Below are 21,896 nucleotides of genomic sequence, written 5' to 3'. Positions count from 1 at the left end.
CGTGGCAGAGGCGGAGCGCATCATCGGTACGCCGGATGTTGACGACGAGGCTGCGGCGCCCGCCGAGCAGCCCAAGGGCAAGCGCCGCATCGCCGCGCTGCTCGCCGTGGCCTTGGTGGCCTACCTGCTGGATCTCGGCAGCAAGATGCTCGTGGTGGCCAAGCTGGAGCACCACGAGCCGATCCAGGTCATCGGTGACCTGCTGAGGTTCGTGGCGGTTCGCAACCCGGGCGCCGCCTTCGGGATCGGCGAGGCCTTCACCGCGATCTTCACGCTGATCGCGGCGACGGTGATCGTCGTGATCGTACGTCTGGCGCGCAAGCTCTACAGCCTGCCCTGGGCGATCGCGCTGGGCCTGCTCCTCGGTGGCGCGCTCGGCAACCTCACCGACCGGATCTTCCGCTCGCCCGGCGTCTTCGAGGGCGCGGTCGTCGACTTCATCGCGCCGGCGCACTTCGCGGTATTCAACCTGGCGGACTCGGCGATCGTGTGTGGCGGGTTCCTCATTGTGATCCTGTCGTTCAAGGGGCTGGACCCCGACGGGACCGTCCACAAGGACTGACAAGGCATACTCGACGGGTGAGCACGATTCCCGAGATCCGTACGCTGCCCGTTCCCGATGGCCTCGAAGGCGAGCGCGTCGACGCCGCCATTGCCCGTATGTTCGGGTTTTCCCGTACCAAGGCGGCCGAGCTGGCCGCTGCCGGGAAGGTGCTCGTCGACGGCGCCGCCGTCGGCAAGTCCGAGCGGGTGAGCGGTGGCGCGTGGCTCGAGGTGGAGATGCCCGGGGCCCCCGTCCCCGTGCAGATCGTCGCCGAGCCCGTCGAGGGCATGGAGATCGTGCATGACGACGACGACATCGTCGTGATCGTGAAGCCGGTCGGCGTGGCCGCCCACCCGAGCCCCGGCTGGACGGGCACGACCGTGATCGGCGGCCTCGCGGCGGCCGGGTACCGGATCTCGACGTCCGGCGCGGCCGAGCGGCAGGGCATCGTGCACCGGCTGGACGTCGGTACGTCCGGGCTCATGGTCGTGGCCAAGTCGGAGCGGGCGTACACGCTGCTCAAGGCGCAGTTCCGGGACCGTACCGTGGACAAGCGCTACCACGCGCTCGTACAGGGGCACCCCGACCCGCTGAGCGGGACGATCGACGCGCCGATCGGACGCCATCCGAACCACGACTACAAGTGGGCCGTGACCGCCGACGGCAAGCCCTCGGTGACGCACTACGACCTGATCGAGGCGTACCGCGCGGCCTCCCTGCTCGACATCAAGCTGGAGACGGGGCGGACCCACCAGATCCGGGTCCACATGGCGGCTCATCGCCACCCCTGCGTCGGCGACCTGACCTATGGGGCCGACCCGACGATGGCGAAGCGGCTCGGCCTGACCCGGCAGTGGCTGCACGCGGTGCGCCTGGGCTTCGAGCACCCGGCGGACGGCCAGTGGGTCGAGTTCGAGAGCACCTACCCCGCCGACCTGCAGGGCGCCCTGGACACGATCGCGGCGGAGAGCGCGTGAGCGAGTTCCTCGTACGGGAGGCCGTGAGCGAGGCCGACCGGGAGGCGGGGTTCGCCGTCCGCCGCGAGGTCTTCGTCGTCGAGCAGGGCGTACCGGAGGACATCGAGTACGACGCGTACGACGCGACCGCCGTCCATGTGCTGGCCGTCCGTCGCGCCGACGGGGTCGCCCTGGGGACCGGCCGGCTGCTGTACGGGGCGGACGCGGCGGCCAAGACGGGCGGCGCCGAGGGCGTGGGCTCGCTGGGCCGGCTCGCGGTGTCCAGGGCGGCGCGCGGCCTCGGCGTCGGCGTGGCCCTGGTGCGTGCCATCGAGGACGCGGCACGCGCGCGTGGCCTGACGGCGGTGGACCTGCACGCCCAGACGCAGGCGCTCCGGTTCTACGAGCGGCTCGGTTACGAGGCGTACGGCGAGGAGTTCCAGGACGCGGGGATACCGCACCTCGCGATGCGCCGGGTGATGTGACGCGCGTGGCAGGGTTGAAGGCCTGATCGTCGTCGTGTGAACGGCCGGAGGGCGCACCGTGGACCAGCTGGCTCTGATGCTCGTGCTGTTGCTCGGGGCGGTGCTGACCGTGCCCCTCGGGGAACGGCTGGGCCTGCCCGCCCCGGTGCTGATGACGCTCGCGGGCATGGTGCTGGCGCTGCTGCCCTTCGTGCCGAACGTGGAGATCCCGCCGGAGTTCATCCTTCCGCTGGTGCTGCCGCCGCTGCTGTACGCGACGGTTCAGCGGACGTCGTGGCGCCAGTTCACGGCCAACCGGCGCCCCATCTTCCTGCTCGCGGTGGCGCTGGTGTTCGTCACCACGGCCGCCGTCGCGGCCGTGGCGAGCGCCGTCGTACCGGGCCTGCCGATCGCCGCCGCCGTCGCGCTCGGCGCGCTGGTCGCGCCCCCTGATCCGGTCGCCGCGACCGCCGTCGCGGGCTCCCTGGGGCTGCCGCGCAGGCTGGTGTCGATCCTGGAGGGGGAGGGGCTGTTCAACGACGTCACGGCGATCGTGCTGTACCACGTGGCGATCGGCGCGGCGGTCGGCGGAACGTTCTCCTGGGCGGGCGCGGCCGGTGAACTGGTGCTGTCCGCCGTCGTCGCCATCGTGGTCGGGCTCGCGCTGGGCTGGCTCTCCAACAAGCTGATGGGGCTGCTGGGCGACGCCACGCTCCAGACCGGGCTCACTCTGCTGGTGCCCTTCGTGTCGTACGTCCTCGCCGAGGAGCTGCACGGCTCCGGTGTCCTCGCCGTGCTCGTCACCGCGCTGTTCCTCGCCGAACACGCCACGGACGCCGACGACGTGATGGGCCGGATCGCCGGCCGCACCTTCTGGGAGATCGTCGACACCCTCGTCACGGGCATCGCCTTCGGGCTCATCGGCCTGGAGCTGCACAACGTCTTCGGCACGGCCGACGGGCGGGAGCTGCGGATGCTGGGGTGGGGCGCGGCCATCGTCGCGTGCGTCGTCGGCGTACGGCTGCTGTGGCTGCTGCCGGCCACATGGCTGGCCAAACGGCTCCATACGCGCCGGGACTACCACGAGGAGATCCCCATGAGCTGGCGGGAGACCGTCGTCATGTGGTGGTCGGGCATGCGGGGCGTGGCCTCGGTCGCGCTGGCGCTCGCGATCCCGTTGCGTACGGAGGACGGGGCGCCGTTCCCGGGGCGGGACGAGATCGTCTTCATCGCGTTCTGCGTCATCATGGCGACCCTCGTCCTCCAGGGCCTCACGCTGCCGTGGCTGGTGAAGCGGCTCGGCGTATGCGCCGACACGGACGCGGAGCGCGAGCTGGAGCGGAAGCTCGCCGTCCGGGCGGCCGGGGCGGCGAAGCGGCGCCTCAGGGAGATCCAGGAGGTCGAGGACCTGCCGGAGGACCTCCAGGAGCGGCTGCAGCGCGTCGCGTTCGACGTGGGGGCGCGGATCAGTCCCGACCTGGTGGACGAGGAGCGGCGGTCGGCCTCCGCGAAGCGGGCGGAGCGGTTCAAGGCGATGCAGCGTATCCAGCGGGAACTGATGTCGGCCGCCCGCCACGAGGTCCTCTCCGCGCGGAGCGAGCCCGGTGCCGACCCGGAGGTCGTCGACCGCGTACTGCGCCACCTGGACGTCCGCAGCCTCCGCTGACGCGGGGGCGGCGGTGGTCCGCGCGGCCGGGACGGAGGCGGGGCGGAGGCGGGCGCGGGCTCCGCCCAGGGGCGGGTTCTGCCCGCAGGCGGGTCAGGGCGCCGGGTGCCGGTGGCGCGGGGTCAGCCGGTGCCGGCCGGCCTGCCGGGCCCGGGAGGGGCGTGGTGGGCCTGCGGCCGCCGGGTACGCTCCGGGCGCCGGGGTGTCCAGCGCGGGTGCCCGGCCTCGGGACGGACCGCGGCGGGGTTGCCCCTGGGCCGGCGGGCGGCTGCCCGTGCCCGGCAGGCGGCCCGCGCGGATGCCAGGGGCCGCGGGGCCCGGTCGGCGGGCGCCAGCCGCGCCCGGCAGGGGGCGCGCCCCACGCGGGCCCGCCACGCCCGTCAGGGCGCCGCTCCGGGCCGTTCCGTCAGCCGCGGCCTGTGCGGGGGGCGTCCTTGGACGGGGGCTCGCCGTCGAGGGCGTAGGCGTCCTCGGCCGGGGCGTCGCCGTCAGGGACGTAGCTGTCCGCGTTGTTGCTGAGGACCTCCGACGCGCGCGGCGGGCGGGTGGCCGCCTTGCCGAGCTCCGGCCACTGGCCGTCCGGGGGCAGGGACGCCGGGGACGTGGCGATGCGCGGCAGCGCGTACGGGTGCTTCTCGCACAGCCAGGCGACCATCTGCTCCCGTACGACGCACCGCACCGTCCAGACGTCGTCCGCGTCCTTCGCCGTGACGACCGCGCGCACCTGGATGGTGCTCGGTGTGGTGTCCGTGACGGCCAGCGACCAGTCGCGGCCGTCCCAGGCCGGGCACTTCGCGAGGATCTCCTTGAGCTTCTCGCGCATCAGGCTCACCGGCGCCGAGTGGTCCAGGTGGAAGAAGACCGTGCCGGTCATCTGGGCGCCGCCGCGCGACCAGTTCTCGAACGGCTTGCTGGTGAAGTACGACACCGGCATCGTGATCCGGCGCTCGTCCCACGTCCGTACGGCCAGGAACGTCAGCGTGACCTCCTCCACCACGCCCCACTCGCCGTCCACCACGACCGTGTCGCCGATCCGCACCATGTCGCCGAAGGCGATCTGGAAGCCGGCGAAGAGGTTCCCGAGCGTGGACTGGGCGGCGATACCGGCGACGATGCCGATGATGCCCGCCGACGCCAGCATCGACGTACCGATCGTCCGGAAGTCCGGAAACGTGAGCAGCATCGCGGCGACCGCCACCACGCCGACCACCGCCGTGACGATCCGCATGATCAGCGTCACCTGGGTACGGACCCGGCGCACCCGCGCCGCGTCGCGGGTGGACGAGGCGTACCGGGCGTAACTGGACTCCACTATGGCCGCGGCGATCCGCGCCACCAGCCAGGCGCTCGCCCCGATCAGTACCAGTGTCAGCACCTGGCCTATCCCGGCCTCGTGCTCCTCGATGAGCTGCCAGCGGGTCTGGGCGTACGAGCCGCGCAGCAGCGCGGTGAGCAGGACGACCTGCAGGGGCAGCCGGCAGCGGCGCAGCAGCCCCCACAGCGGGGTCTCGTGGTGCCGGGCATCGGCTCGGCGCAGCGTGACGTCGACGAGGTAGCCGACCATCAGCGTGAGCACCACCGAGCCACCGAGGACGGTCAACGGGCGCAGTGCGTTCTCCATGGCTCCGCATCCAACTGGCAGGATGGCCGGATGGACATCATGCTCTTCCACTCGGCCTACGGTCCGCGCCCGGCCGTGCACGCCGCAGCCGACCGGCTGCGCGCCGCCGGGCACCACGTGCACGTGCCCGACCTGTACGACGGTCAAACGGCAGGCACCATGGAGGAGGGCATGGCGATCAAGGACCGGATCGGCAAGGAGGAGCTGCTCAAGCGGGCCGTCATGGCCGCCGCCCCGTACTCGGAGCGAGGGCTCGTGTACGCGGGGTTCTCGATGGGCGCGTCGATCGCGCAGACCATGGCGCTGGGCGACGAGAAGGCGCGGGGGCTGCTGCTGTTGCACGGTACGTCGGACATCGCGCCGAGCGCGTCGGTGGACGAGCTTCCCGTACAGCTGCATGTCGCCGACCCCGATCCTTTTGAGCCGCACGACTGGCTGAACGCCTGGTACCTGCAGATGCAGCGGGCGGGTGCGGACACCGAGGTCCACCGCCATCCGGGGGCCGGGCACCTGTACACCGACCCGGAGCTGCCCGACTACGACGAGGAGGCGGCGGAGCGGACGTGGGCGATCGCGCTGTCCTTCCTGGAGGACCTGGAGGACCGGGAGAAGCTGTAGCGGCTCACGCTCGTGTGCAGCGGCCCCTGACGGCGCCGGGCCCGGGGACGCACTGGTAGCCGAAGTCCGACGAGCGGTGGCTCAGGTAGCGGCCGAGGCAGTCGTTCCTGGAGGTGAGCCCTGCGGACCGGCACCATTGCGCGGCTTCCGTGCCGCTGTTGTAGCCCGGCACGTAGAACACCCAGTAACCGGGGCGCAGGGAGGCGTACGCGTCGCTGTCCAGGTAGTCGGCTTCTTCCAGCCCCTTGTCGCGGAGGGACGAGGCCATGCGCGCCCGGGCGCCGGTGCCAGAGGACTTGGACACGGAGGCGAGCTGGGCGATCCAGCTGTCGGCCAGCGGGTCGGAGGGCGTGGGTGGAGGCGGTGGGGGAGGCGCCGGGCTGCTCGTCGTGGGGGCGGCGGTCGGCGGGGCGCTGAGGGTGGGTGCGGGGGCGGCGGTCGGTGGCGGGGTCGAGCCGTTGCGGCCCTCCGCGCTCGTGTCCGGCCCGTCGCGCAGTACCAGTACCAGGGCGGTCGCGGCGACCAGCGCCACGGCCACCGCGACGGCCGCGACCACGACGGGGGTACGGCTCCGGGCCGGGCGGCCGGGGGATGGGAGTGGGAGTGGGAGCGGGGGCGTCGGCGCCGGGCGTGCCGCCGACGTGACCGTCGGGTGCGCCGACCAGTGCGGCGGAGGCGTCGTCCCCGTCTCCGCCAGCGCGAGCATGGCGTCCAGGCGGGCGGCGTCGGGACGGGCCGCCGGGTTGCGGACGAGCAGGGCACTCAGGACGGGCGCGAGGGGGCCGGAGCGTACGGGAGGGGGAACCGGGTCGTCGAGGACGGCCGCCAGCGTGGCCAGCGTCGTCGCGCGGCGCAGCGGACTGACGCCCTCCACGCACACGTACAGGACGAGCCCCAGCGACCACAGGTCGGAGGCCGGGTCGTTGTCGAGGCCCCGGATCCTCTCGGGTGCCATGTACTCGGGCGAGCCGACCAGCTCGCCGGTCGCCGTCAGCGAGGTGGAGCCCTGGAGCGCGGCGATCCCGAAGTCGGTGAGGACCGCGCTCTCGTCCGCCCGCAGCAGGACGTTCGCGGGCTTGACGTCCCGGTGCTGGATCCCGGCCGCGTGGGCGGCGCGCAGCGCGGCCAGCACCTGGCGGCCGAGGCGCGCCGCCTCGACCGGTGGCAGGGGGCCCTGGGCGGCGATCCGGTCCTGGAGGGAGGTCCCGGGCAGCAGCTCCATCACGATCCATGGATGCGGCCGTGCGTCCACGATGTGATGGACGGTCACCACATGCGGGTGGCTCAGTCGGGCCAGCGCCCGCGCCTCGCGCAGCACCCGCTCCCTCATGGGGCCGGCCGCGCCGGCGTCGTACCGCACCTCCTTGAGGGCCACTTCGCGGTGGAGCACGGTGTCGCGTGCCCGCCACACCGTGCCCATGCCCCCGCTGCCGAGCCGTTGCAGCAGCTCGAACCGACCGTCGATCACGTCCCCCGGCGCACTCATGGCGCCAGGTTAGAGGGAAGTCAGCCGGCCCGGTACGCCGTCCAGTGGTCCTTCATGCGCTGCACCTGGCCCCCGGTGAACTGGTACATGCACGCGTCGTACGTGTAGTCCATGAAGTTGTGAATCGGGTCAACACCCGTCTTGTTGGCGCACGTGTCGCGCCCGGTCGGGCACTCGTAGGCCGGGCTCTTCTCGGCGGGCGTGTCGGTGACGTAGTCGCCGTTGCCGTTACAGCCGCCCTGGAAGGTGTGGTAGAGCCCCATCCAGTGGCCGACCTCATGGGTGCCGGTGTCGCCCTCGGCGTAGTTGGTGGCCGAGCCGCCCGGGAGGGAGGCGTCGAGCACGACGACGCCGTCCATGGTCGGGTTGGACTTGTACGAGGACGGGAAGGTGGCCCAGCCGAGCAGCCCGCCGCTGAGGTTGGCGGTGTAGAAGTTGAGCGCGTTGGCCCCGCCCTTGCGGAGCGCCGTCTTCATGGCCTTCTCCTCGGCGGAGCCGGAGCTGAGGTTGTACCAGGCCGGGTTGTCCGTGTAGTCCGTGCCGGCCAGCGAGAACTGGAAGCCGGAGTCGGCGTTGCCGGTGCCCTGGCCACCGAAGGCGGAGTTGAGGACGGCCATCTGGCGGCCGATGTCGGTGGCGGAGAGCTTGCCGGTCTCGCCGTCGTGGATGACGTGGAAGTAGACGGGGATGGTGGTGGCGGCGACGTTCATGCGGCTGCCGTTGGCCCGGGCCGCCTCCAGTCTCTTCCTCAGGTCCGCGTCCATGGCCTTGGCCTTGGCCTCGGTGATCTCGTTGGGTTCGTCCGCGTGACCGGCGCCCTCGGGGTGGATCTCGCGTGCGGTGGCGGAGGCGCCCGAACCGTCGGCGCACTCCTCGGCTGCGGTGGGAGCGGCAGCGGTGACCGGCGGCGTGGCGGCGGCGACACTCGTCGGGGCGGAGAGCGGGAAGAGGGCCAGGGATCCGGCCATGACCGCCGTACCGAGAGCACGGCGGTGCATACGCGGAGATATTCGGGCAAGAGCACGCATGGTGACTCCTCGCGGGGGGTTGTGGGGAGGGCCTTCCTCACCACCGCGGGGAGATTACGTGGCCATGTCAGATCTTGATGAGCATTGAACAAGCCCAATCAATCGTTGAGTAATTGAAGACATCGGGGAGAAATCCTTCGGCCGGTCCCAGAGTTCGAGATCTCCACGTAATGAACCCGGCGACGGTGACGGGCGGTGTGCCCCCATTCGATCCACCGAACACGCCACCCGCCACGGCTCTGTGATCTCCTGTTAACAGGCAGAGGATTGGCTGGAAATCGCCGCTGATGGATCGTCAGCGAACCGGGGTGTACACCCGCTCGACCTTCTGCGTTCCACTGAGCGTCCGGTAGGAGCGGATCCAGGCCGAGGACGCGTCCGGCTTCTTCTTGTCGGAGACGGTGTAGTAGTCCATCTGCGAGCGCTCCGCGGTCACATCCAGGACGCCGTACCCGTGGTTGTCCATGTCCACCCACTTCACATGGCGGTTGGCGCCCCTGATCGCCGCCGCCGCGACCAGCGAGACCGTGCCGGGCGCGACATGGAGGATGTCGTCCAGGTTGTCGGAGGTCACCGACGTCACCACGAACTCGGTCGCCGCCGACCGTGACGCCGGGTAGGTGGCCGCCGTCACCGGGACGTCGTTGGCCCAGGCCATATGGATGTCACCGGTCAGGAACACGGTGTTGGTGATGGACCGGTTCGTCAGGTGGGCGAGCAGTTCCTTGCGGTCGTCCGTGTAGCCGTCCCACTGGTCCACGTTGATCGCCAGGCCGCCCTTGGGCAGGCCCAGCAGCTCCGCGACCGGGCCCAGCAGGTGGGCCGGCAGGGAGCCGAAGGCGACCGGCGAGATCATCACCGAGGTGCCGACCAGCTTCCAGGCCGCGTCGGAGGACGCCAGTCCCGCCTTCAGCCAGTCCAGTTGCCCGCGGCCCGTGATCGTACGGTCCGGGTCGTCGACCTCGCCGCTGCCCGTGGAGGCCTGCTGCGAGCGGAACGAGCGGAGGTCCAGCAGGTGCAGGTCGGCCAGCCTGCCGAAGCGCAGCCGGCGGTAGACGGTGCCCTCGGTGGAGGTGCGGACCGGCATCCACTCGAAGTACGCCTGCCTGGCGGCCGCCGCGCGGGCCGCCCAGTCGCCCTCCGCGCCCGGCGTGTGGTTCTGCGCGCCGCCCGACCAGGTGTCGTTGGCGATCTCGTGGTCGTCCCAGATGGCGATCACCGGGTGCGCGGCGTGCAGGGCCTGGAGGTCGCCGTCCGTCTTGTAGGTGGCGTGCCGCAGGCGGTAGTCGGCGAGGGTGACGATCTCGTGCTTCGGCTCGTGCTGCCGGACCACGTAGTCCGGTTCGGGGTAACCGCCCGTCTCGTACTCGTAGATGTAGTCGCCGAGGTGGAGGACCGCGTCCAGGTCCGCCCGGGCGGCGAGATGGCGGTACGCGGAGAAGTGGCCGGCCTCCCAGTTGGCGCAGGAGACCACGCCGAAGCGCACCCCGGCCGTCGTGGCGTCGGCGGCCGGGGTGGTGCGGGTCCGGCCCACGGGGGAGACGGCCGCCGAGGCGTCGGGCCCGGCGGTGAAGCGGAAGTAATGGACGGTCTCCTGGCGCAGGCCCCTTACATCGACCTTGACGGTGTGGTCGGACGCGGCCGTCGCCGTGACGGCGCCGCGCGCCACGGTCCGGGTGAAGGCTCTGTCCTCCGAGACCTCCCATCTCACCTCGGTGTCCGGGCCCTTGCCGGAGCCCGGGAGGGCGTCGGGGGTCGGGGTCACCCGCGTCCACAGCAGGACGCCGTCGGGCAGCGGGTCACCGGAGGCGATCCCATGGAGGAAGGCAGGGGCCCGGACGTCCGCCGTGGCGGGCGGGGCGGAGGCCAGGACGGGAGCGGCGACAGCAGTGGCGGCAGCGGCCTTGACGACCGTGCGGCGGCTGGGAGCGGAAGGGAATCGACTGGTCACGGCCGAACAGATTACTGATCGGTAGAACAGATGGGCGGGTGAACTCCACAGAGTTCACCCGCCCGTTGGCCGAAAGCCGCTCCGCGCGCCTCTGCTGTCCCTGTTATCCCTTGAGCGCCTTGTCGATCGCGACGGTGAACTCGGGAACCGTCATGGGGGCGTTGCCCCGCGCGTCGGTGACGGTCTTGCCGTCCATCTTCACCGTCGGGGTGCCCTTCACCCCGCTCTTGTCGAACGCCTCGGACATCTTCATCGCCCACGCGTCGAAGGTGCCCTTCTCGACGTTCTTCTTGAACTCGGCGTTGCTCTTCAGGGCCGGGACGGTGCCGGCGATCTCCAGGAGGTAGGAGTCGTCGGCGAACTTGTCCTTGCTCTCCTCGGGGTGGTACTTCGCCGAGTAGAGGGCCGCCTTGTAGTCGAGGAACGCCTCCGGGCTGACGTCGAGGGCGGCGCCCAGCGCGGAGAGGGCGTTCTTGGAGCCCTCACCCTGGTCGGAGTTGTCGATGAACGTGGCGCCGACGTACTTGATCTTGTACTTCCCGGCGGAGACGTCCTTCTCGATCGTCTCGCCGACCTGCTGCTCGAACGTCGCGCAGATCGGGCAGCGCGAGTCCTCGTACAGCTCCAGAGTCTTCTTCGCGGCCGGCTTGCCGATGACGAGGGTGGTGCCGTTCTCGCCCGAGGTGTTCTTCGGCGCGGTGACGCTCGTCCGGTCCTTCGCCGCCTCCCACTGGGACGGCTTGTTCGCCTGCATCACGGCGTAGCCGACGCCGCCGGCCACCGCCAGGACGGCGAGCGCCGAGACGCCGACGGTGATCTGCCGGCGGATCTTCTCCTTCTTGGCCTGACGCTCGCGCTCCTGGCGAAGCCGTTCGCGTGCGGCTGCCTTGTTGGCCTGGCTGTTGCGTGCACTCATGGTGGTGTTCTCCGTGGGAATTCCGTGTGTGAAGGGGGACTGCTGTGCTCAGGCGGCGAGGGCCGTCCGGCACGGCGGTCCACGCCGCCCCACGGAGTGCACGAGGAGACGGGTACGGGACGGGCGGGGCCTGCTCGCGGGCCGGGGGCCCCGCCGTACGGCCGGGGCCACCGCACCGGCCACGGCGATCACGAGCAGCAGGGGCCGGAACGCGAAGGCGGCCACCGACCGCACCAGCCCGGCCAGCGCGCTCTCGCCCCGCCGCAGCCAGGCCGCGGCCAGCAGCCCGACGGAGACGTGCGCGGCCAGCAGCAGCCACGGCAGCGCCGGGTCGGGGGAGCGGAGCAGGGCGGCGACCCCGCCGTCCGGGGCGGTGACACCGGTCAGCGGGGTGCCCACACCGCCGCCGCACAGCACATCGACGCCGACCGTCCGCAGGGACCCCGCCACGGGGCCGCCGGCCGGGCCGTAACAGACGTGCTGGCCGGCGGTGAAGACGGTGTCGGCGGCCAGCTCCAGCGGCACGAGCAGCCCCGCGATGCGCCAGTAACCGCGTTCGGCGCCCGCCAGCGCGTACGCGACGCCGAAGACCCCGGCCGCGACGGCGGCGACGGTCGTCAGCGGCAGCGGGACCGCCGACAGCAGCACATGGGAGGTTACGGACAGCGTCACGACGAGTGCCGTGAAGAACGCCGCCCGCAGCCACCTGAGCCGGGTCCCGGATATCTCGTCCATCGTCCGAGAGTTTGCCACGCCTGCCTGTAAGCGGTCCCTAAAGGATCCGGCCGTGCCTACAGGCCGGGGATGCGGCCGTTGCGGAACAGGTCGACGAAGATCTGGTGGTCCGCCCGCGCCCGGGCACCGTAGCTGTGCGCGAAGTCCACCAGCAGCTCCCCGAAGCCCTCCTCGTCCGCCGCGATCGCCGCGTCGATGGCCCGCTCCGTGGAGAACGGCACCAGGGAGTGCCCGCTCTCGTCGTCCGCCGCCGCGTGCATCGTCGCCGTCGCCCGGCCGAGATCCGCGACGGTCGCCGCGATCTCCTCCGGGTCGTCGATGTCCGACCAGTCCAGGTCCACGGCGTACGGCGAGACCTCCGCCACCAGCTGCCCGGCGCCGTCCAGCTCCGTCCAGCCCAGCCACGGGTCGGCGTGGTCCTGGAGGGCGCGCTGCGAGATGACCGTACGGTGCCCCTCGTGCTGGAAGTAGGCGCGCACGGCCGGGTCCGTCACATGGCGGGAGACCGCCGGGGTCTGCGCCTGCTTCATGTAGATCACGACATCGTTCTCGAGGGCGTCGCTGTTGCCCTCCAGGAGGATGTTGTACGAGGGCAGCCCGGCCGACCCTATGCCGATGCCGCGCCGCCCCACCACGTCCTTCACACGGTACGAGTCGGGCCGGGCCAGGCTCGACTCCGGCAGCGTCTCCAGGTACCCGTCGAACGCCGCCAGCACCTTGTAGCGCGTCGCCGCGTCCAGCTCGATGGCCCCGCCGCCCGCCGAGAACCGGCGTTCGAAGTCACGGATCTCCGTCATCGACTCCAGCAGCCCGAACCGGGTCAGCGACCGCGCGTCGCGCAGCGCGTCCAGCAGCGGGCCCTCCGCCGTGTCGAGGGTGAAGGGCGGCACTCCGTCGTTCTTGGCGCCCGTCGCCAGGGCGTGGATCCGCTCCCGGTACGCGGCGGCGCAGATCCGCACCAGCTCGGTGATCTGCTGGTCGCTGAGCGCCTTGGTGTAGCCGATCAGCGCCAGGGACGCCGACAGCCGCTTCAGGTCCCAGGTGAAGGGCCCGACGTACGCCTCGTCGAAGTCGTTGACGTTGAAGATCAGCCGCCCGTTGGCGTCCATGTACGTGCCGAAGTTCTCCGCGTGCAGATCGCCGTGGATCCACACCCGCCCGGTCCGCTCGTCCAGGTACGGGCCGCCGTGCTGCTCCCGCTCGAGGTCGGCGTAGAAGAGGCAGGCCGTGCCCCGGTAGAAGGCGAAGGCCGAGCCGGCCATCTTCCGGAACTTGACCCGGAAGGCGGCCGGGTCGGCGGCCAGGAGCTCGCCGAAGGCGGTGCCGAAGACGGAGAGGATCTGCTCACCGCGCTCCTCGGCGGTGGGCTGGGGGACCGACATCGCGGGGTGCCTCCTGGTGCGGACGTGCATGGGTTCGTACTCAACAAAACGGACAGGTGTTCCGTCCGTCTCAACGCGCGACCGTACTCCCAGGTGCCCGGTCGTTGTCAGTGGGGCGACGTAGACTTCCGAGCTGTCCCCCATCCCCGACCGCCGGAGGCAGCAGCCGTGTCGAAGCCGCCGTTCACGCACCTTCACGTGCACACCCAGTACTCGCTCCTGGACGGTGCCGCGCGGCTCAAGGACATGTTCAACGCCTGCAACGAGATGGGCATGACGCACATCGCGATGTCGGACCACGGCAACCTGCACGGGGCGTACGACTTCTTCCACTCGGCGCAGAAGGCGGGGGTCACGCCGATCATCGGCATCGAGGCGTATGTCGCCCCGGAGTCGCGCCGCAACAAGCGCAAGGTCCAGTGGGGCCAGCCGCACCAGAAGCGGGACGACGTCTCCGGTTCCGGTGGGTACACCCACAAGACGATCTGGGCGGCGAACGCGACCGGCCTGCACAACCTGTTCCGGCTCTCCTCCGACGCGTACAAGGAGGGCTGGCTGACCAAGTGGCCGCGTATGGACAAGGAGACCATCGCGAAGTGGTCGGAGGGGCTGATCGCCTCCACCGGCTGCCCCTCGGGCGAGCTCCAGACCCGGCTGCGCCTCGGCCAGTTCGACGAGGCCCTGAAGTCGGCCTCCGAGTACCAGGACATCTTCGGCAAGGACCGGTACTTCCTGGAGCTGATGGACCACGGCATCGAGATCGAGCGCCGGGTCCGCGACGGGCTGCTGGAGATCGGCAAGAAGCTCGGCATCCCGCCCCTGGTCACCAATGACTCGCACTACACGTACGCGCACGAGGCCTCCGCCCACGACGCGCTGCTGTGCATCCAGACCGGCAAGAACCTCTCCGACCCCGACCGCTTCAAGTTCGACGGCACCGGCTACTACCTCAAGTCCACGGACGAGATGTACGCCATCGACTCCTCGGACGCCTGGCAGGAGGGCTGCGCCAACACGCTCCTGGTGGCCGAGCAGATCGACACCACCGGCATGTTCGAGAAGCGCGACCTCATGCCGAAGTTCGACATCCCCGAGGGGCACACCGAGGTCAGCTGGTTCAAGGAGGAAGTCCAGCGCGGCATGCACCGCCGCTTCCCCGACGGCATCCCGGAGGACCGCCAGCAGCAGGTCGAGTACGAGATGGACGTCATCATCCAGATGGGGTTCCCGGGGTACTTCCTCGTCGTCGCGGACTTCATCATGTGGGCGAAGAACCAGGGCATCGCGGTGGGCCCCGGCCGAGGCTCCGCGGCCGGCTCGATCGTGGCGTACGCGCTGGGCATCACCGACCTCGACCCCATCCCGCACGGCCTGATCTTCGAGCGCTTCCTCAACCCCGAGCGCGTCTCCATGCCCGATGTCGACATCGACTTCGACGAGCGCAGGCGCGTCGAGGTGATCAGGTACGTGACCGAGAAGTACGGCGAGGACAAGGTCGCCATGATCGGCACGTACGGCACGATCAAAGCCAAGAACGCGATCAAGGACTCCGCACGCGTCCTGGGCTACCCGTACGCGATGGGTGACCGCATCACCAAGGCGATGCCCGCCGACGTCCTCGGCAAGGGCATCCCGCTCTCCGGCATCACCGACGCCTCCCACCCCCGCTACTCGGAGGCGGGCGAGGTCCGGGCGATGTACGAGAACGAGCCGGACGTGAAGAAGGTCATCGACACCGCGCGGGGCGTGGAGGGCCTGGTCCGGCAGATGGGCGTGCACGCCGCCGGCGTGATCATGTCCAGCGAGCCGATCGTCGACCACGTCCCCGTCTGGGTCAGGCACACCGACGGCGTCACCATCACGCAGTGGGACTACCCGAGCTGCGAGTCGCTCGGCCTGCTGAAGATGGACTTCCTCGGCCTGCGCAACCTCACGATCATGGACGACGCCGTCAAGATGGTGAAGGCCAACAAGGGGATCGACATCGATCTCCTGAGCCTGCCCCTCGACGACCCGACGACCTTCGAGCTGCTCCAGCGCGGCGACACCCTCGGCGTCTTCCAGTTCGACGGCGGCCCCATGCGGTCCCTGCTGCGGCTGATGAAGCCCGACAACTTCGAGGACATCTCCGCCGTCTCGGCCCTCTACCGGCCGGGCCCGATGGGCATGAACTCGCACACCAACTACGCGCTGCGCAAGAACGGCCAGCAGGAGATCACCCCGATCCACCCCGAGCTGGAGGAACCGCTCAAGGAGGTCCTCGGCGTCACCCACGGCCTGATCGTCTACCAGGAGCAGGTCCAGAAGGCCGCCCAGATCATCGCCGGCTACTCGCTCGGCGAGGCCGACATCCTCCGCCGCGTCATGGGCAAGAAGAAGCCCGAGGAGCTGGCGAAGAACTTCACCATCTTCCAGGCCGGCGCCAAGAAGAACGGCTACAGCGACGAGGCGATCCAGGCCCTGTGGGACGTGCTGGTCCCCTTCGCCGGATACGCCTTCAACAAAGCGCACTCCGCCGCGTACGGACTCGTCTCCTACTGGACGGCGTACCTCAAGGCCAACCACCCCGCCGAGTACATGGCGGCGCTGCTCACCTCGGTCAAGGACGACAAGGACAAGTCGGCCGTCTACCTGAACGAGTGCCGCCGCATGGGCATCAAGGTGCTCCCGCCCAACGTCAACGAGTCCGAGTCGAACTTCGCCGCCCAGGGTGACGACGTCATCCTCTTCGGCCTCTCCGCCGTGCGGAACGTCGGTACGAACGTCGTCGAGTCGATCATCCGGTGCCGCAAGGCGAAGGGGAAGTACACCTCCTTCCCCGACTTCCTCGACAAGGTCGAGGCGGTCGTCTGCAACAAGCGCACCATCGAGTCGCTCATCAAGGCCGGTGCCTTCGACGAGATGGGCCACACCCGCAAGGGCCTGGTCGCCCACCACGAGCCGATGATCGACAACGTGGTCGCGGTCAAGCGCAAGGAGGCCGAGGGACAGTTCGACCTCTTCGGCGGCATGGGCGAGGAGACGAGCGACGAGCCGGGCTTCGGACTGGACGTCGAGTTCTCCGACGTCGAGTGGGAGAAGTCCTACCTCCTCGCGCAGGAGCGCGAAATGCTCGGCCTGTACGTCTCCGACCACCCGCTCTTCGGCATCGAACACGTGCTGTCCGACAAGGCCGACGCCGCCATCGCGCAGCTCACCGGTGGTGAGCACGCGGACGGCGCGGTCGTCACCATCGGCGGCATCATCTCGGGCCTGCAGCGCAAGATGACCAAGCAGGGCAACGCGTGGGCCATCGCCACCGTCGAGGACCTCGCCGGTTCCATCGAGTGCATGTTCTTCCCCGCGACGTACCAACTGGTGTCCACCCAGCTCGTCGAGGACACCGTGGTCTTCGTCAAGGGCCGCCTCGACAAGCGCGAGGACGTGCCGCGGCTGGTCGCCATGGAGCTGATGGTCCCCGACCTGTCGTCGGCCGGCACCAACGCGCCCGTCGTCGTCACCATCCCCACGGTCAAGGTGACCCCGCCGATGATCAGCCGCCTCGGCGAGATCCTCAGCCACCACAAGGGCAACACCGAGGTACGGATCAAGCTCCAGGGGCCGCGGAAGACCACCGTGCTCCGGCTCGACCGGCACCGCGTCCAGCCCGACCCGGCGCTCTTCGGCGACCTGAAGGTGCTGCTCGGCCCGTCCTGCCTGGCCGGCTGACTCCTTTACGCAGGCGGAAGGGGCGCGCCCGTCGTCACGGGTGCGCCCCTTCCGGCATACGCGGGGCCGGGCGGTGGCCTCAGTTGTGGCCGAACCGCTTCTGCCGACCCTTGCCGGCGACATCGGCCGGCGTCACCTGGGAGATCCGGTGCTCCGCCTGCGCCTCCATCGAGGAGCTCTTCGCCTGCTGCGCGCCGCGCTCCGCCGGCGACGCCTTCTGCTGACTTCGGTCCGACTTCCTGTTCTTGGCCATGGTGATGCCTCCGTGGGGTGTAGGGGCCAGGGCCGCTGCCAGACTCACATACGTACACAAGACGCGCATTTTGGATCATTGCGGACGGTAGTCGGCCGTCCTCGCGCGGGGCTGGGGCGATCCGCCACGCCGATGATCCAGTTCCGGCCGTTAACCCTCCGGCAGTCGGGCAGACTCGAAGGAAACCCGAAGCAACTTCCGATCCCGAGGTTCCCGAAAGAGGGTGGAACACGTGGACCGCTGCGTCGTTCTGGTGGACGCCGGCTACCTGCTGGGAGCCGCCGCCAGCCTTCTCGCCGGAGAACCGGCCCGCTCCCGGATCACCGTCGACCACACCGCCCTCATCCAAGGCCTCCGCGAACGCGCCGAAGCCGACACCCAGCAGCCGCTGCTGCGCATCTACTGGTTCGACGGCGCCCCCGACCGCGTACCGCAGCCGGAACACCGCCGGCTGCGCGTCATGCCGCGCGTCACCGTCCGGCTGGGCGCCCTGACCCGCAGCGACGGGCGCTGGGCCCAGAAGGGCGTCGACGCGGCCATGCACGCCGAACTCACCGAACTGGCCCGCAACCGGGCCTGCTCCGACATCGTGCTGGTCACCGGGGACGGTGACCTGCTGCCCGGTCTGATGTCCGCCAAGGAACACGGCGTCGCCGTCCACCTGTGGGCCGTCCAGGCCGCCGACGGCGACTACAACCAGTCCGAGGACCTGGTCGCCGAGGCCGACGAACGCCGCGTGCTCGACCGCGAGTGGATCACCCGGGCCGTACGGGCCAAGGAGCTGACCGGACCCTGCTCGCCGCCCCCCGCCCCGCGCCCGGAGATCGCCGCGATCCTCTCCGCCCCGCTGCCCGAGTCCGCCCTCGCCGCCTCGGCCGAGCGCGCCGCCGAAGCCGCCGCGGCGGCCTCCGTCAATGGGACTGCGTCCGTCAACGGCACGCCCTCCGTCAATGGAACCCCGGTCAATGGCACGTCCGTCCACGGCACGTCCGTCCATGGCGCGGCCCGCGAGGGCGGAGGGGCCGACACCGACGGCACCGACGGCACCGTCGCGCCCGGCCCGGCCGGCGGCACCAAGGGCGGCGTCCCCACCCCCAAGGACCTGGCCGCCCTGCGCGCCCCCGGCCACCAGCCCGCCGCCGGCCCGGCAGCCGCCGCCCAGCCCGCGAACGCCACCCTCCGCTGGTCCTCCGACCGCGGCTGGATCGACCGCCCCGGCGCCACGGTCGGCGAACCGCCCGAGACCGCCTCGCTGCCCACGCTCGCCCAGCTCACCAGCGCCGAGCAGCGCTGGGCCGACCGCGAGGAGGACATCACCACGGTCGGCGGCGACCCCTTCGAGGTCGGCCAGGTCTTCGCCCGGCGCTGGATGGAACGGCTCCCCGACCCCGCCCACGTACAGAAGCTGTCCACCATGTACCCGCGCATCCCGCACCGCATCGACGGCGAACTGCTGCGGTACGCGGCGCGGTTCGGCCTGCTCGCCCACAAGGACGACCAGATCGACGAGCACGACCGGTACGCGATCAGGGCCGGGTTCTGGCGCGAGATCGACGTACGGGCGGCGGCCGAGCGCGCCCCCGTGGGCGAATAGGGCAGGGCGACCCTTTAGGCTCATCCCTCGTGAGTACGGTGTGCGTGGTGCGGGAGCTGGTCAAGACGTACCCCGCCACGCGCGGCAGGCGCGGGAGGCCCGCGACACCCGAGGTGCGCGCCACCGACGGGGTGTCCCTGGACGTGCGCGGCGGTGAGATCTTCGGCCTGCTCGGCCCCAACGGCGCCGGCAAGTCCACCCTCGTACGCCAGCTCACCGGCCTGATGCGCCCCGATTGCGGCACCGTCGAGGTGCTCGGCCACGATCTCGTACGCCACCCCGAGCGCGCCTCGCGCCTCATCGGGTACCTCGGGCAGGAATCCACCGCTCTCGACGAGCTGACCGTCGCCCTCGCCGCCGAGACCACCGGACGGCTGCGCGGCCTGACCGCCCGGGACGCGCGCGCCGAGCGGGGCGCCGTACTGGACGAGCTGGGCCTGGCGGAGCTGGCTGGGCGGCCCCTGAAGAAACTGTCCGGTGGACAGCGGCGGCTCGCCTGTTTCGCGACCGCGCTGGTGGGGGAGCGGCCCGTCCTGATCCTCGACGAGCCGACCACCGGCATGGACCCCCTCGCCCGGCGGGCCGTGTGGGCCGCGGTCGACCGGCGGCGCGCCGAGCACGGCACGACGGTGCTGCTCGTCACCCACAACGTCATCGAGGCCGAGACCGTACTGGACCGGGTCGCCGTCCTGGAGCGCGGACGGGTCATCGCCTGCGACACCCCGGCGGGGCTCAAGGAGCGCGTGGCGGGCGAGGTACGGGTGGAGCTGGTGTGGCGCGAGCGGGCGCCGCTGGACGTGCCCGAGGTGGCGGCGCTGCGCGGGTCGGCGCAGGAGTCGGGGCGCACGTGGGTGCTGCGGCTCGCGCCGGACGAGGCACGGGCGGCGGTCGCCGCGGTGACGGGCGGCGCGGCGTTCGCGGCGCTCGACGACTTCACGCTCGCCACACCGAGCCTGGAGGACGTGTACCTGGCGCTGGGTGGCGAGACGAAGGGCCTGGTCAAGGCATGAACAGGAGCATCCGTTGAGCATCGTGCCCGCACAGGCAGCCCAGGCCGCTCTGTCGTCCGGCGCGGTCGCCGCCGCGCAGGTCGACGAGCCGGCGGCGGTCGGCGCCGCGCCGCTCGCGCCCCGGGCGCGGCTGCTGCCCGCGCTCGCCGCCGTCTACCGGGCGCAGCTGTCGCGGGCCCGGGTGGCCCGTATCCCGCTGTTGTTCGTGGCGACCTTCCAGTCGGTCGGGATCATGGTCCTGATGCGGGGCGTCGTCGACGGTGGGGCGGAGGCGCGGGCGGTGGTCGCCGGCTCGTCGGTGCTGGTGGTCGCCTTCGTGGCGCTGAACCTGCTCGCGCAGTACTTCGGGCAGCTGCGGGCGAGCGGCGGGCTCGACCACTACGCCACGCTGCCGGTGCCGCCCGCCGCGGTGGTGCTGGGCGCGGCCGGTGCGTACGCCTCGTTCACGGTGCCCGGGACGGTGGTGACGGCGGTCGTCGGCTCGGTGCTGTTCCAGTTGCCGCTGACCCACCTGTGGATCCTGGCCGCGGTCGTCCCGCTCGCCGGCGCGGCCCTCGCCGGGCTCGGCGCGGCGCTGGGGCTGCTCGCGCCGCGGCAGGAACTCGCCACCCTGCTGGGCCAGCTCGGCATGTCGGCCGCCCTGCTGCTGGGCGTGCTGCCGGCCGACCGGCTGCCCGAGCCCATCGGGTGGGCACGCGACCTGCTGCCGTCGACGTACGGGGTCGAGGCGCTCGCCCGGACGTTCGACGCCCGGCCCGACTGGGCGGCCGTCGGACTGGACCTCGTGGTCTGCGCGGTGGTCGGCGTCGTCTCGCTGGCCGTGGCGACATGGGCGTACCGGCGGGCGGCGGTCCGGTGAGGCACCGTACAAGGACGCCTGGCACGATGGCAGGGTGACCGCACCGCTGACTCCGCCGCACCGGCCGTCCCCGCACGACCCCGCCTGGCCGCCGCCGTACCCGTCCGCCTCGTCCTCGTCGGACGCGGACGACGCGCCGGACGTGGCCACGGAGGTACGCCAGGGGGCCGTGGTCCTGCTCGCGGTCATGCTCGCGGGGATCGCGCTTGGCCTGCTGTGGTTGTGGCTGGCGCCCCGGATCCCGCTGGTCTCGGACGGTAAGGCGGTGTTCCTCAAGGCCACGGAGGGCGAGGGCGCGGTCGGCGCCGACGGCACGTACACCCTGCTGGCGCTCGGCTTCGGCGCGCTGAGCGCGGCGGTCGTCTTCTGGTTCCACCGGCACGGCGGCATCGCGATCGTGGTGGGCCTCGCCCTGGGCGGCCTGCTGGGCTCGCTGCTCGGCTGGGGCGTCGGCACGCTGCTCGGCCCTGCGCACGACGTCGCCGAACACGCCCGGGCGGTCGGCGCGGGCGTCACGTTCGACGCGCCGCTGGAGCTCAAGGCGCACGGGGCGGTACTGGCGTGGCCGGTGGCGGCGATGCTCGTCCACCTGGCCCTCACGGGCCTCTTCGGCCCCCGCGACCCGGAACCGGACTGGGACGCCCCCGCCTGACGGCGGCGGGAGCAGGGTCGTCCCCCACCGCCGCCCCGGACCCCGGGCACGCAGGTGTAGGGCAGTCGCCCCACGCCCCGGTGCGCGGCAACGGCGCGCCGCGCGGTGGTCCCCCGTCGCCGACCCGGGCTGTGCGCCGGGAGTGTGCCTCCGGAGGGGGAGCCGTACGGGAGGGGCGGACCCCGTGTGCCGCCCCGTACCCGCCGCCGCCGGCTTCCCGTCGGTAGGGCGTGTCTTTTGGGCCAGGCCGGATCAATGAGCGGCCCCGCCGCGGCAGCGGCATGGGGGTCCGCCCTGGTCGAGCGCAGCCGAGACCTTGGGGGATTGGCGACCGACGACAGCGCCGCAGATGCGCGTGCCAGGGCACGCGAGCCCGGCAAGATCCGAAAGACAGGCCCTAAAGCGTGTTGCAGAAGGCTGTGGCGCGGGCATTTTCCCTGTATGGGTGGGGTG

General features: G+C 71.4%; 18 protein-coding genes. 10 read left to right on the top strand and 8 right to left on the bottom strand.

Features of this window, described 5'->3' with window-relative positions:
• Position 1: 1 nt before the first annotated feature.
• The 4 genes from lspA to BKD26_RS07370 are packed head-to-tail and all read left to right on the top strand — an operon-like array spanning position 2 to position 3,630.
• Positions 2–562 (top strand): signal peptidase II, encoded by a 561-nt coding sequence (gene lspA / locus BKD26_RS07385; protein ID WP_073752295.1) that lies wholly within the window; start codon positions 2–4, stop codon positions 560–562.
• A gap of 17 nt (positions 563–579) precedes the next feature.
• Complete coding sequence (locus tag BKD26_RS07380) at positions 580–1,521, top strand: RluA family pseudouridine synthase (RefSeq protein WP_084897026.1); 942 nt, start codon at positions 580–582, stop codon at positions 1,519–1,521.
• Positions 1,518–1,985 (top strand): GNAT family N-acetyltransferase, encoded by a 468-nt coding sequence (locus BKD26_RS07375; RefSeq protein WP_084897025.1) that lies wholly within the window; start codon positions 1,518–1,520, stop codon positions 1,983–1,985. The genes BKD26_RS07380 and BKD26_RS07375 overlap by 4 nt, the downstream gene beginning before the upstream one ends.
• Before the next feature lie 58 nt (positions 1,986–2,043).
• Positions 2,044–3,630, top strand: coding sequence for a Na+/H+ antiporter (locus BKD26_RS07370; protein ID WP_084897024.1), 1,587 nt, complete (start codon positions 2,044–2,046; stop codon positions 3,628–3,630).
• A 406-nt stretch (positions 3,631–4,036) separates the two neighbouring features.
• Here the strand turns inward: BKD26_RS07370 and BKD26_RS07365 are convergent, their stop codons facing one another.
• Positions 4,037–5,251, bottom strand: coding sequence for a mechanosensitive ion channel domain-containing protein (locus BKD26_RS07365; protein WP_084897023.1), 1,215 nt, complete (start codon positions 5,249–5,251; stop codon positions 4,037–4,039).
• A gap of 30 nt (positions 5,252–5,281) precedes the next feature.
• Between BKD26_RS07365 and BKD26_RS07360 the strand changes: the two genes are divergently transcribed.
• Positions 5,282–5,869, top strand: a complete 588-nt coding sequence (locus BKD26_RS07360) for a dienelactone hydrolase family protein (protein ID WP_084897022.1) — start codon at positions 5,282–5,284, stop codon at positions 5,867–5,869.
• 4 nt (positions 5,870–5,873) lie between these two features.
• Here BKD26_RS07360 and BKD26_RS07355 read toward each other — a convergent pair whose 3' ends face one another.
• From BKD26_RS07355 to BKD26_RS07330, 6 genes are all read right to left on the bottom strand, one after another.
• Positions 5,874–7,355, bottom strand: a complete 1,482-nt coding sequence (locus BKD26_RS07355; RefSeq protein WP_084897021.1) for a serine/threonine-protein kinase — start codon at positions 7,353–7,355, stop codon at positions 5,874–5,876.
• Positions 7,356–7,375: 20 nt separating this feature from the next.
• On the bottom strand, positions 7,376–8,383 hold the full coding sequence (locus BKD26_RS07350) for a zinc metalloprotease (RefSeq protein ID WP_241518575.1): 1,008 nt from the start codon (positions 8,381–8,383) through the stop codon (positions 7,376–7,378).
• A gap of 295 nt (positions 8,384–8,678) precedes the next feature.
• Positions 8,679–10,334, bottom strand: a complete 1,656-nt coding sequence (locus BKD26_RS07345) for an alkaline phosphatase D family protein (protein ID WP_084897020.1) — start codon at positions 10,332–10,334, stop codon at positions 8,679–8,681.
• A gap of 103 nt (positions 10,335–10,437) precedes the next feature.
• The gene (locus BKD26_RS07340; RefSeq protein ID WP_084897019.1) at positions 10,438–11,250 is read right to left on the bottom strand and encodes a DsbA family protein; all 813 of its coding nucleotides are present in this window, start codon (positions 11,248–11,250) and stop codon (positions 10,438–10,440) included.
• A gap of 48 nt (positions 11,251–11,298) precedes the next feature.
• Positions 11,299–11,985, bottom strand: a complete 687-nt coding sequence (locus BKD26_RS07335; RefSeq protein ID WP_084897018.1) for a hypothetical protein — start codon at positions 11,983–11,985, stop codon at positions 11,299–11,301.
• A 56-nt stretch (positions 11,986–12,041) separates the two neighbouring features.
• A complete protein-coding gene (locus tag BKD26_RS07330) occupies positions 12,042–13,367 on the bottom strand; it encodes a DUF2252 domain-containing protein (RefSeq protein ID WP_084897017.1) in 1,326 nt (441 codons plus the stop codon).
• 168 nt (positions 13,368–13,535) lie between these two features.
• Between BKD26_RS07330 and dnaE the strand changes: the two genes are divergently transcribed.
• Positions 13,536–17,075, top strand: a complete 3,540-nt coding sequence (gene dnaE / locus BKD26_RS07325) for a DNA polymerase III subunit alpha (protein ID WP_084897016.1) — start codon at positions 13,536–13,538, stop codon at positions 17,073–17,075.
• A gap of 79 nt (positions 17,076–17,154) precedes the next feature.
• Here dnaE and BKD26_RS40150 read toward each other — a convergent pair whose 3' ends face one another.
• On the bottom strand, positions 17,155–17,328 hold the full coding sequence (locus BKD26_RS40150) for a hypothetical protein (protein ID WP_179166455.1): 174 nt from the start codon (positions 17,326–17,328) through the stop codon (positions 17,155–17,157).
• 223 nt (positions 17,329–17,551) lie between these two features.
• Between BKD26_RS40150 and BKD26_RS07320 the strand changes: the two genes are divergently transcribed.
• From BKD26_RS07320 to BKD26_RS07305, 4 genes are read left to right on the top strand one after another with little or no spacing between them, the layout of a single operon-like run.
• Entirely contained in the window at positions 17,552–18,922 is a 1,371-nt protein-coding gene (locus tag BKD26_RS07320) for an NYN domain-containing protein (RefSeq protein ID WP_084897015.1), read from the top strand.
• A gap of 38 nt (positions 18,923–18,960) precedes the next feature.
• A complete protein-coding gene (locus BKD26_RS07315; protein ID WP_179166481.1) occupies positions 18,961–19,932 on the top strand; it encodes an ABC transporter ATP-binding protein in 972 nt (323 codons plus the stop codon).
• Between the two features lie 49 nt (positions 19,933–19,981).
• A complete protein-coding gene (locus BKD26_RS07310) occupies positions 19,982–20,791 on the top strand; it encodes an ABC transporter permease (RefSeq protein ID WP_241518587.1) in 810 nt (269 codons plus the stop codon).
• 34 nt (positions 20,792–20,825) lie between these two features.
• The gene (locus tag BKD26_RS07305; RefSeq protein WP_084897012.1) at positions 20,826–21,443 is read left to right on the top strand and encodes a DUF2567 domain-containing protein; all 618 of its coding nucleotides are present in this window, start codon (positions 20,826–20,828) and stop codon (positions 21,441–21,443) included.
• Positions 21,444–21,896: the final 453 nt, after the last annotated feature.

The organism is Streptomyces sp. CB03238 (assembly GCF_002099185.1).
Lineage (GTDB): Bacteria > Actinomycetota > Actinomycetes > Streptomycetales > Streptomycetaceae > Streptomyces.
This window is presented reverse-complemented; position numbering and strand designations above follow the sequence as displayed.